Raw genomic sequence first — 10,894 nt, forward strand, 5'->3', positions numbered from 1 at the left:
GGATAACCGCCAGACTACCGAAAGGTGGGGTCAATATTGGGCGCCGATAGGGGGTCAGTTTTGCGCGCCGGTTGACATTCCTCGACCATCATTTGCGGTGCGGTAACAGCGTGCTTGGCGCGTGGGTGCGCCCGACGATGGACTGGATGCAAGAACGCGGTGCCCTAATTTCCAACCGCCACCTCGCCCCGCTCGCCAACATCGTGCGCGAGATGGAAAAGATCGAAGGGCTGACCGACACCGACATTGCTCAGGTTGACCAGTCGAAAAGCCTCTTCACCACCGTCTCCGAAGCCAGCGCTCCGCTCGAAGCGATCCTCGATCTGGCAAAGGCGGATGATCTGATGGGCGTTCTGGAAACGAATGTCCGCCGACCCCGCGAACCGGCTGATGCCATTCGCAAGGATGGTGACAAACGCCTCGCCGATTTGCGCAAGGCGCTGGCCGACAGCACCGACGAAGCAAAGGCGGAAAAGGCGCGGGTCGCGCTCGAAAAGGAATCTGCGAAGATTGACCGCGCGGTCGCCAAGGCGCGCGAAGCCGAACGCAAGTTCGACCGGGCTGAAGCGATGAAGCTGGTCCACGAAGGAACCTTCGGCGATCCCAGCCGGATCGCAAGCGGTGAAATCGAAGTGCTCGCAGCCGACGCTCTAACCGAGCTAAGCTTGGATGCACCGGAGCCGGTCCAGGGCAGTCTGATGCCAAGCCACAGGCCCGATGATCGCCGCCGCGCGCTGGCAGACAGCCTAGTGCGCGAGGCGCGCGCAATCGCGGCTGAACAACGGTTCTTCCACTGGGAAGTGGCCTTCCCCGGCGTATGGCGCGACTTGTCCTCTTCGGGTCGGTCAGGCGGGTTCGATGCGGTCATTGGCAACCCGCCTTACGTCCGGCAGGAAGAAATCTCCCCGATCAAGCCCGCCCTGTCGAAAGCCTTCGACACCTATGCCGGCACCGCCGATCTCTACGTCTATTTCTACGAACAGGGGACCAAGCTGCTCAGGCCCGGCGGGCGAATGGGCTATGTCGTCACCAACAAGTGGTTGAAGGCTGGCTATGCAGAGAAGCTTCGGCGGATGTTCGCCGAGGATGTGTGGGTCGAATTTCTGGCCGATTTCGGCCACGCGCGCCATTTGTTCCCGGATGCCGACGTCTTTCCATGCGTCATCGCAGTGCAGAAGCCCGATGCAGACGCTGTGCCCGAGCAATACGATCTTGCGGTAATCCCGCGTGACGATGTTCCGCGTGAGGGTCTGTCGGCAGCAGTCCACGCCGCGACCTATCGTGCCGAACGCTCCGACCTGACCGAAGAAGCATGGGTGCTGGAGCCGCCAGACGTAGCCGCCCTGCTCAAGAAGATTCGTGAGCGCGGCGTATCGCTTGAGGAATATGCCGGGGCTAGTCCGCTTTACGGCGTGAAGACGGGCTTCAATGAGGCATTTCTGATCGACACCGCCACACGCGATCAGCTTGTTGGCGATGACCCGAAAGCCGCCGACATCATCAAGCCCTACCTGCGCGGTCAGGACATTGGCCGCTGGCTGCCGGAGTGGAACGGGCTCTGGATGATCTTCGCTCGGCGAGGTATCGACATTGAAGAATATCCGAGCGTACTTCGGCATCTCGAGTCTTTCCGAACACAGCTAGAACCCAAACCAGCTAATTGGCAGCCTCCGAAGAAGGATGCGATATGGCCAGGTCGGAAGGCCGGAAGTTATCGCTGGTATGAGATTCAGGATGCTGTCGACTACTTTGAGGATTTTGACCGCCCGAAGGTCCTTTTGCGGCGCATCGCTTTCTATGCCCAAGTCTGCACTGACCAAGGCCAATACATGGTCAATGACTCAGCTTTGATACTGCCGACCGTTGATGAATGGATCGTCGCCTGCCTCAACTCACCAATCGGCTGGTATTTCCAATTCAAAAAGTTCCCGCACAAGAAGGATGAGGCGCTCGCTTTTGATATTCCTTATATCCGTGAGTTCCCAATTCCGCAGCTTGAACACGGAAAGCGGGAAGCGTTCCAAGATAATGTTGAGTGCATTAAGACGAACACCGCCATCGTGGAAAAAGCGGATCGAGCCATTGCTGACTGGCTTGGGTTCGAGTTCCCAAGAGTTACTAGCACCGCCCTTTCCGAGGCCAGCAAGCTCGACAGCGACGGCTTTGTCTCAGCGGTCCGCGCCGCCCTGCCCAAACGTGAAGGCTTGACCCCGACCCAACTCCGTCGGCTGCGCGAAGCGTTTGCCGAGACCGCCGAGCCTGCCCGGCAGGCACGGATCGAATTGCTGGCCCATGAGCGCAGCCTCGCTGCCATGGTCGAGCGCGCCTATGGCCTGACCGACGAGGAAGTTGCTCTCATGTGGCGCACGGCCCCGCCCCGCATGCCGCTGGCCCCTCCACCCGGGTTAGATCTAAGCGATGACACTGGTGACTGAACTACTCTAGGTTTTTGCTGTCACTGCTACAGTCCGCAACCGGCGCACTTCCTGACCTTTCCGCAACTGAACTCCATTGGCTGACTGTGGGCCGGAAGCGGAAAGGCAGCTTTTATATCTTTGAGCGGATTAAGCGGACAGCGACTGCTGACCGAATCGCAAGCCGGTGCATTAGAGAATGGTCTGGAGAAACCCCTCTTGGCATAGACTTTTGCCGTCGTTGAAACGCCCCTGCAGGACAGCCAACACGGAGCCGAGAGCCACAAACTAAATCGGTTTACTATTTAGCGCGCCTTTCCTACTATCCGGAGATGGCGAGAGAAACCTTTACGATTGAGGGCGCAGGCGCGATTTCTCTTACAGCCGAGGCTGAGGGGGATGCCTACGCTAAACCCGTCCTTCTTGCGCGCGGCGGCGGGCAGACACGGCGCGCGTGGAGAAGGGTGGTCAGCGAGCTGGCTCAAGCCGGCTTTCGCGCAATCGCCTTCGACATGCGCGGTCACGGAGACAGCGATTGGTCGCCATGCGGAGCTTATGAAATGCGCGACTTCGCGGCGGATCTGGTCGCTGCAGCGTCGCGCCTGGACCAGAAGCCAGCGCTGGTCGGCGCTTCACTGGGCGGGCTCGCTGGACTGATTGCCGCAGGGGAGCTTGCTCCAGGTAGCTTTGCTTCACTCACATTGGTCGACATTGCCCCGCGCATGGAGCCCAGCGGTGTGATGCGCGTGGTTGGTTTCATGGAAGAGCATGTCGATAGCGGCTTCGCCTCACCAGAGGAGGCGGCCGACGTGATCGCTCGCTACATGCCGCATCGTCCCAAGCGGGGCGCGAGCGATGGTCTGAAAAACTATCTGCGGCAGAAGTCGGATGGGCGCTTCTATTGGCACTGGGACCCGGTGTTTATCCGTAATATAATGGCGGCCAGACAAGGCGACCCAGACAACCAGGAACGTCAATCGGCAATCCTGAGCCAAGCTGCGGCGAAACTCACGCTTCCGCTTCACCTCATCCGAGGCGCCTCTAGCGATCTTGTTTCCGAAGAGGCCGTTTTGCATCTGCGGCAACTCGCCCCCCATGCAGAATACACGGACATCGCCGATGCCACGCATATGGTCGTGGGCGATGCGAACGACGCCTTTTCCGCCGCTATCGTCGATTTCCTAGGGCGCCATCACTCATCCGATACAACTCACCCACATGGGACGAGGGAGCTATGATCGATCGAGAGCGCTTGCAGGAAATGCTGCATATCGCGCCGTTTCACCGATGGCTTGGGCTGGAGATTGCGACATGCTCCGACCAGGGAATCGCGATCACCATGCCATGGCGCGAAGAGATCGTGTCGAACCCTATGATTGGGTCGGCGCATGGAGGGATCCTGGCTTCACTGGTCGACCTCACCGGGCTTTGTACTCTGCTCGCCGGGGGCGTCGCGGCGAGAGCGACGGCCGATCTGCATGTCGATTACCACCGTCCTGCAACCTCAGGACCTCTCACTTCTCACGGACAGATCGTGAAAATCGGGCGACAGATTTCGGTGGCGGAAACCCGGGTTCTCGAGCCCGACGGCAAGTTGGTCGCCAGCGGCAGGGGCGCCTACTTCTCGTCAACCGGATCAATTGATCAGCGCGGCGGGACTATTGATCTCGAACAGGCTCTTGCCACCCAAGGCCCAGCGACTTCTGCAGCGCAATCCACGACAGCGTAAGGGCGCCTTTTGCCCGGACGAGGTCTGCTGAGGCCTGCTGCTGTTCTCGCAGGGCCTGGTTGAGGTCAGCCTTCGAGATCGCTCCTGCGGCAAAACGTTGGCGGTTCAGGTCCGCCGCGCCGTCAGCCTGCTTCTTGATTTGCATACTGGCAGCGAGCGCAACACGCTGCTGGCCGAAGCGAGCCAAGGCACGTTCGGCGTCTTGCAGTGCCAGAAGCACCGTCTGCTGGTAATTGGCGACTGCTTCGTTGCGCGCCGCCCCGGCTTGGTCGATCGCAGCGTCTACCCTGCCGAAATCCAGAAAATTCCACTGGAGGCGCGGGATCGCGAGTGCGGAGAAATCGCCGACATCGACAACGTCGTCCAACGAGGATCCGCCGAGGCCCAGGATCCCCGTGAAGGACAATTTCGGGAACCGCGCCGCCTCGGCCACCCCGATCCGCGCCGTCGACGCGGCAAGAGACCGTTCGGCCGCCCTTATGTCAGGCCGACGCGCCACCAGGCTTGCCGGATCGCCGATCGCGACCTGCTCTGGCGGCATGGGAATGGAATGCGCAGTCGTGAGCGCTGCATCAACTGATCCCGGCACCTGTCCGGTCAGTATAGCGAGTGCATCAGACAGGACTGCGATATCCGCTTCAGCTTCGGCAAGTTGTGACTTGAGCATCTCCAGTTCGGCATTCGCGGTGCCTACCGGGAAAAGCGGCAATGCACCGCGCTGATAGCGTTGGTATGTCAGCGCCAGGATCTCTTCCTGCAACGAAATCTGCGCCTCAAATTGCTCTGCGCGGAATTGGGCCTCCCGCAAATTGACGTAGGTGCTGGCCACTTGGGCAGTCAACTGGACCTTTGCGTCCTCTGCATTGGCCACCGTTGCAGCAGCTTGGGCATTGCTGGCTTCAATGCGCCTGCGCGAGCCACCGGCGAACTCCAGCTCCCAGTTGGCGTTAAGGCCCACATTGAAAAAGCTGAGCGAGTCATCGGTTTCTGCGTCGGAATTGGTTTGCTCTGACGGGGGGGGCGCCCCGCCTTGAATGTCGAGACCAGGAAGCCGGCCCTGCACGGTGCTGGCCTGTGCCCCAAGCGATGGCATTCGACCCGCACGGTCTTGCCTGATGGATGCCCGTGCCTGGGCAATGCGCGCCTGCGCTGCGGCGAGCGAAGGGTTGCCGGACAGCGCAGCCTCCACCAGCCGCGTCAACTCGGGATCGCCGAGCAGCAGCCACCATTGAGCGACAACCGGATCAGATGCGCTCACATCACTGCCAGCGCGCACAAAGCGAGTGCCCGTGTCTGCTGACACAACTTCCGGGGGGCCTGCATAATCGGGCCCTGCCGTGCATCCAGCTAGCAAGGCGATAGTGATAATCGGAGGTAGCAAGTGGCGCATAATCTCGGGCTCAGTGCATCGAAAGGGAGACATTTTCCGGAAGCGGCTTGAGGAACAGAACAAGCGGGACCGTCGCGAGTGTGAGAAGTCCCATCACCAGAAAGACATCATTGTAGGTCATGATGAACGCTTCGCGCTGGAGAGTGCCGCCGAGTGCCGCCATCGCTCGTTCCATATCGCCCAAGCTTCGCGCCAGTCCGTCGAGATAGGTCTGCAGCGAAACGCTGTTCGCATTCAGCGTTTCTTCCATGCGCCTCGTATGGTGCCAAATTCGCTGGTCCTGGAACGAAGCGAGGGCCGAGAGGGCGAATGATCCGCCAAGATTGCGGGCCGCGTTGAAAATGCCAGAGGCATCGCCCGCGTCTTCCTTGGCCACCGACGCAACCGTTGCCTGATTCAGGAACATCATCGCAAGTATCATTCCGGCCCCGCGGATAAGCTGACTTTCAGTGAAGACAGCGCCGCCGGATTCGGCGGTCAGACTCGTGCTGACAAAGCAGCTGATCGCCATCAGCAGCATTCCGGTGCCGACGGCAATGCGGATGTCCACCTTGCGGATCATCAGGGGCAGAACCGGCATCAGGAGAAAGGCCGGGACACCCATCCAGAAGATGACCAGTCCCGTCTGAAAAGCATTATAGTCAGAGATGATCGCCAGAAACTGCGGAATGACATAGGTCGAACCATACATCACCATGCCCAGGGCGAGCGCCATGATCGCGACGCTGGCGAACTGTCGATTGAACAGGAGCTGCAACTTCAAGACTGGCTTGCGTGCCTTCACCTGTCCGTAAATCAAACAGGCAAAGCCGATAATGGTCACCACCGTTAGCCAGCGAATGAGTGAGGACTCGAACCATTCCTCACGGTGCCCTTCCTCGAGTACAACAGTCAGACCGCCCAGTCCGAGGATCAGCCCGAGAATGCCAGCCCAATCGGCGTCCGTGAGATATTCCCACTTGGGCTTCTCGTGAGGCAGCCCGATAAACAGCAAGAGCAGCAGGATTGCGCAGACTGGCACATTGACGAAAAAGGCATAGTGCCAGCTCAGGTTCTCGGTCAGCCAGCCGCCGATCAATGGCCCCATCACGGGGCCAAGAACCACAGTCATGCCGAACAGGGCCATTCCGATTGGCTGTTGGTGCGGCGGTAATCGTTTAGCCACAATAGTCATTGCGGTCGGAATGAGGACTCCGCCCGTGAATCCCTGACCCGTTCGGCCGATGATCATGGTCGTAAGGTCGGTTGCAATCCCGCATAGCACCGAAAATGCGGTGAACGCGCTAACCGCGATGATGAGGAGGGTTCGCAGACCGAACAGCCGTTCGAGCCAAGCGCTCAGCGGAATGACGACGATTTCAGCAACGAGAAATGACGTAGCAATCCAGGTGCCTTCGGCGCCTGTGGCACCGATCTCGCCCTGAATGACGGGGAGTGCGGAATTGACGATTGATATGTCCAGCGTCGCGAGCATGGCGCCAAGCGCGCCCGCGGCCACAGCGACCCAGGCAGTCACGTCTGCGTTCTTTCGGCCCCCGGCCGGCCCGATCGAAGTGTCCTGCGCTGCCAGTATCTCGGTCATTGAGTCCGACTCGAGATCTCTTCCAATTCGCCGGCAGCATTCCGGGTGTCGACCGTAGCCACTACCGACATGCCGGGAACGAGCAGACGCCGCACTTCAGGGGGAGCATCGATACCGATGCGGACGGGTATCCGTTGAACGATCTTGGTAAAGTTGCCGGTGGCATTTTCGGGGGGGAGGATGGAAAATTCCGCGCCCGTTCCCGGCGATATGCTGACCACTCGTCCCGCGATCTCAAGGTCGGGTAGGGCGTCAACTTCGAGCCTGACGCTTTGGCCGGCCCGGATCAGGCCGACCTGCGTTTCCTTGAAGTTTGCCGTCACGTAGATCGCCCTCACCGGAACCACCGTCATCAAACGTTGACCCGGTTGCACGAACTGGCCCACCCTCACCGAGAGATCGCCGACGCGTCCGGCCTTGCTGGCGCGCAGCAAGGTCGATTCAACCGTAAGGTCGGCTGTTTCCAGCTGAGCGCGAGCAGCGTCCGCCTGCGCCTGGGTCTGGTTGATCTGCTCGAACAGGGTCCCTCGGCGCGCGGTCGCGGCAGCCACCGCCGCCTGCGCGGCGACTAGTTCGGCCCGCGCTTGCCGCGCCTGCGCCTCATACTGGTCTAGCTTTTCCCGCGGTTCGGCTCCTGTCGCGGCAAGGGGCCGATATCGCGCCACCTGGTCGTTCGCGAGGTCCAGTGCTGCGCGCGCGGCGGCGAGTTGGCCCCGCACCTGGCGAATGGCTGCATCCTGTTCGGCTACCTGAGAACGGATTGTGTCGGCACCGGCCAGGGTCGCAGCGATCTGTGCGCGCGCCTGTTGCGCTTGCGCCTGATAATCCCGCAGATCCAGTTGTACGAGGGCTCCGCCGCGAGCAACCTGCTCGTTCTCCCCCACGAAGACCTCTTCGACGTATCCCGCTACCTTGGAAGAGATAACGACGCTGTCGGCAGCGACATAGGCGTTATCGGTCGACTGCATGTACTGTCCGTAGGTTACGTGCCGGTAGTACCACCAGATCCCGCCAAGCAGCACGGCAAGACCAACGATGATTAGCGCGATGCGCAAGCCACGCCGCGATTGCGGTTTCGTTGGGGTTGTGCCCTCCTGCTCCGGTTGGTTGGAGTTATCGGTCATCTGACTCTTTCGGCAGCCTCAGTAAAAGGTGAACGCGTCTCGCGCCCTATGAGCCGTGAGTCAGATAGTAAAGGCATTTAGCAGTTTGCATTTGGGCATCCGAGGCTATCCGACTACACAGCGCTATGGATGAAAAACCAGATACCATGTCACGGTCTCAGCGTCGGCAGAAGGTCATCACCGATGATGACCGCATTCTCTATCTTATGGACGAGATCAGTCGCGGCGCGCGCAGAGTGTACGATGCGAGGGTCGCCAGGATCGGTCTCAATCAGACACAGTGGAGGATCATCGGACAACTTCTTCGCGATCCTGCCCTTACGCAGGCTGAAATCGCCAAGAAACTGGAACTGGAATCGGCGACCATCGGCCAGGCGGTTGCAGGTCTTTGCGCACGCGGGCTGATGAAAAGGCTTCGAGCTGAGACGGATCGGCGAGCGTGGCGGCTCATCCTCACGGAGCAGCTAGATGATATGCTGCCCGAACTGAGAGGCTCCGCGGATAGGCTTCATGATCTGCTTTGGCGCGACATTGCCGCCGACGAGAAGCAAACGTTGCAGCAGATTCTTGCAAGGGTATCGGAAAATCTGGACCAACTCCGGGCCGAGGCTGAGTAAAATCATGGCATCGCCCCCGGAAAAGCCTATCAGCAGCATCGCTCGCGCCGCGGAGATCGGCCAAATCCTAATGAGGCACGGCGCGAAGAATCTCGCCGGAGCCCTCGGATTTATTCCCTCTTCGAGCAATGTCATCGATCCTCGCGAATTTCGTCCGGCTGCAGTTGTGGCGTTCCTCCGTGACATCGGGCCAGTCGGCATAAAGCTGGGGCAACTCCTCGCCACCCGAAGCGATCTGTTTACCGAACACTGGATCACGGCATTCTCAACCCTGCACGATCAGGTGTCGTCAGTGCCCTTCGCAGATATCGAGCCCGTACTTGCTTCAAGCTGGGGTGAGGACTGGCGGAGCGACTTTGCGCAGTTCGACGAAAAGCCTTTGGCCTCTGCCTCCATAGCGCAAACCTATTCCGCCAGACTGCGGGACGGAAGCGAGGTCATCGTGAAGGTTCGGCGGCCAGGCACTGCCGCTCGGATGGAGGCTGATGTGCGCCTCCTTATACGCCTTGCCGGGATCGTGGAAGCACGGTCGCCGGACATCGCGCGTTACCGGCCAGTCGAGTTTCTGCGGACCTTCGGCCGCAATCTTGCCTGGGAGATGGACCTCGCTGCGGAATCCCGAGCCTGCGAGCGGATCGGCGCATATCTCGATACCATCGGCGTCAGGTCCCCGGCCATCCATTGGGAACTGACCGGGCTGCGGGTGAACGTTCAGGAACGCCTGTACGGCAGGCCCGCGTCTTCGCTGGGCAGCCCATCGGGCGACCCGCGGGTGGCGGCTTTCGCTAAAAGCTATGCCAACGCTGTCCTGCGGATGATCATCCTGAACGGCGAATTTCACGGCGACCCCCATCCCGGTAACGTCTTCATGATCGGCGAGCAGGATGTCGGCTTCATCGACTTTGGATCGGTCGGGACGCTCACCAAGGCCAGGCGCGACGAGATCGTCCGCCTCGTCCTTGCGATCGCTGGTGAGGAAACCAGCGATGTCGCGAATGTCCTGCTCGCATGGGCGGGGGAGCCGAAGGTGGATCGCGATGCGCTCGCGGTGGATCTGGATCAGTTGATCGGAGAGTTCAGGGGGACCGTGCTATCTGGCATCGAGTTCTCGCAGATTTTTTCCCGCGCTTTCGACCTGTTGCGGGATTATCGACTGGTTCTGCCACCTGATCTGGCCATTCTTCTGCGTACCTTGTTGACTGCAGAGGGCTTCGTCCGATCGCTGGCACCGGACTACAACATCGCCGAAGAGACCCGGCCGATCATGACGGAGCTTCTCGCCGAGCGGTTCTCGCTCGGCAGCGCTCGGTCGGGTTTGAAGAGACTTCGCGGTCAGCTGCTGGGTTTGTCGGCGTCCTTGCCCGACATACTTGCCACTGCGAACTCGATCGCAAAGTCAGGATATGTGCCGGTTCAGCTCGATCCGCTCAGTATCGAGCAGCTCGCTGGACTTCGCAATGAGCGTCAGTCCTTGAAAGGCCCTCTAGCTGCCGCATTGATCATAGCTAGCGCGTTGCTTGTCGATCAATCCTGGCTTCTGGCTGGCGGCGCGCTTGTGATTGCTGGGGTGGTGCTCATCCGAAAGTCATAATGAAGGAGCAACTTAATTCGTGCACGGTCACGATACGGCAAAGCCGAACTTAACGAGGATTTCATGCGCCTCACTTCAGCGACCAAGAAGCATCGCGAAGAAAATTTTTCGACCTATTGCGATTGAAGGCCTCAATCAGACGAAACTTTGGAACGGCAGCTTTCAAGCGTGTCCTCGCCTGACTTTATGGCCGCTATTGGGGCGCATTGCTGCCAAGCGAATTAGACCCCACGACATTGAATTCGAATCTCTGGAGCGCGAAATCTCACTGACGCCAGGGGGCTTCGGATAGCGCCAGTCTGCACGCGATTTCATCACCAATTTCGGTCGCAGCCTCAAGGAGGGAGGTATCATCCAAGTGTGCATACCGAGGGTAGTGCCCCGCGGGGTGGTGTAGGAAGCTGCCTTGGATGAGGTGGCCATCGCCGATCTTCGGTAGGGTTCGGA

The 10,894-nt window shown here is 59.9% G+C and carries 8 protein-coding genes; 5 read left to right on the forward strand and 3 right to left on the reverse strand.

Annotation, left to right across the window (positions count from 1 at the left end; translation table 11 throughout):
- Positions 1-125 precede the first annotated feature (125 nt).
- The 3 genes from AC1Q5P_RS21290 (at position 126) to AC1Q5P_RS21300 (ending at position 4,143) form a co-directional block, all read left to right on the forward strand.
- The gene (locus AC1Q5P_RS21290) at positions 126-2,435 is read left to right on the forward strand and encodes an Eco57I restriction-modification methylase domain-containing protein (RefSeq protein ID WP_492519964.1); all 2,310 of its coding nucleotides are present in this window, start codon (positions 126-128) and stop codon (positions 2,433-2,435) included.
- A gap of 311 nt (positions 2,436-2,746) precedes the next feature.
- Entirely contained in the window at positions 2,747-3,652 is a 906-nt protein-coding gene (locus tag AC1Q5P_RS21295; protein ID WP_492519965.1) for an alpha/beta fold hydrolase, read from the forward strand.
- Positions 3,649-4,143, forward strand: a complete 495-nt coding sequence (locus AC1Q5P_RS21300) for a hotdog fold thioesterase (RefSeq protein ID WP_078056306.1) — start codon at positions 3,649-3,651, stop codon at positions 4,141-4,143. Before AC1Q5P_RS21295 ends, AC1Q5P_RS21300 begins: the two co-directional genes overlap by 4 nt.
- On the opposite strand, the gene AC1Q5P_RS21305 is transcribed toward AC1Q5P_RS21300, so the two are convergent.
- From AC1Q5P_RS21305 to AC1Q5P_RS21315, 3 genes are read right to left on the reverse strand one after another with little or no spacing between them, the layout of a single operon-like run.
- Positions 4,073-5,566 carry an efflux transporter outer membrane subunit gene (locus AC1Q5P_RS21305; protein WP_492519967.1) on the reverse strand — a complete coding sequence of 498 codons (1,494 nt, stop codon included), beginning with the start codon at positions 5,564-5,566 and terminating at the stop codon, positions 4,073-4,075. The genes AC1Q5P_RS21300 and AC1Q5P_RS21305 overlap by 71 nt on opposite strands.
- On the reverse strand, positions 5,544-7,115 hold the full coding sequence (locus AC1Q5P_RS21310) for an MDR family MFS transporter (protein WP_051051456.1): 1,572 nt from the start codon (positions 7,113-7,115) through the stop codon (positions 5,544-5,546). The genes AC1Q5P_RS21305 and AC1Q5P_RS21310 overlap by 23 nt, the downstream gene beginning before the upstream one ends.
- Positions 7,112-8,239, reverse strand: coding sequence for an HlyD family secretion protein (locus AC1Q5P_RS21315; protein WP_492519966.1), 1,128 nt, complete (start codon positions 8,237-8,239; stop codon positions 7,112-7,114). The genes AC1Q5P_RS21310 and AC1Q5P_RS21315 overlap by 4 nt, the downstream gene beginning before the upstream one ends.
- A 125-nt stretch (positions 8,240-8,364) precedes the next feature.
- Between AC1Q5P_RS21315 and AC1Q5P_RS21320 the strand changes: the two genes are divergently transcribed.
- Together AC1Q5P_RS21320 and AC1Q5P_RS21325 are read left to right on the forward strand one after the other, a co-directional pair.
- The gene (locus AC1Q5P_RS21320) at positions 8,365-8,856 is read left to right on the forward strand and encodes a MarR family winged helix-turn-helix transcriptional regulator (RefSeq protein ID WP_057883280.1); all 492 of its coding nucleotides are present in this window, start codon (positions 8,365-8,367) and stop codon (positions 8,854-8,856) included.
- On the forward strand, positions 8,750-10,447 hold the full coding sequence (locus tag AC1Q5P_RS21325; RefSeq protein WP_172799919.1) for an AarF/UbiB family protein: 1,698 nt from the start codon (positions 8,750-8,752) through the stop codon (positions 10,445-10,447). Before AC1Q5P_RS21320 ends, AC1Q5P_RS21325 begins: the two co-directional genes overlap by 107 nt.
- Positions 10,448-10,894 lie beyond the last annotated feature (447 nt).

The organism is Novosphingobium sp. GW835-FHT14H07, assembly GCF_058793515.1.

Coding starts and splice junctions, on each gene's coding strand:
- AC1Q5P_RS21320 (WP_057883280.1), top strand. CDS start 8,365: ATGGATGAAAAACCAGATACCATGTCACGGTCTCAGCGTCGGCAGAAG.
- AC1Q5P_RS21295 (WP_492519965.1), top strand. CDS start 2,747: ATGGCGAGAGAAACCTTTACGATTGAGGGCGCAGGCGCGATTTCTCTT.
- AC1Q5P_RS21310 (WP_051051456.1), bottom strand. CDS start 7,115: ATGACCGAGATACTGGCAGCGCAGGACACTTCGATCGGGCCGGCCGGG.
- AC1Q5P_RS21300 (WP_078056306.1), top strand. CDS start 3,649: ATGATCGATCGAGAGCGCTTGCAGGAAATGCTGCATATCGCGCCGTTT.
- AC1Q5P_RS21325 (WP_172799919.1), top strand. CDS start 8,750: ATGATCTGCTTTGGCGCGACATTGCCGCCGACGAGAAGCAAACGTTGC.
- AC1Q5P_RS21305 (WP_492519967.1), bottom strand. CDS start 5,566: ATGTCTCCCTTTCGATGCACTGAGCCCGAGATTATGCGCCACTTGCTA.
- AC1Q5P_RS21315 (WP_492519966.1), bottom strand. CDS start 8,239: ATGACCGATAACTCCAACCAACCGGAGCAGGAGGGCACAACCCCAACG.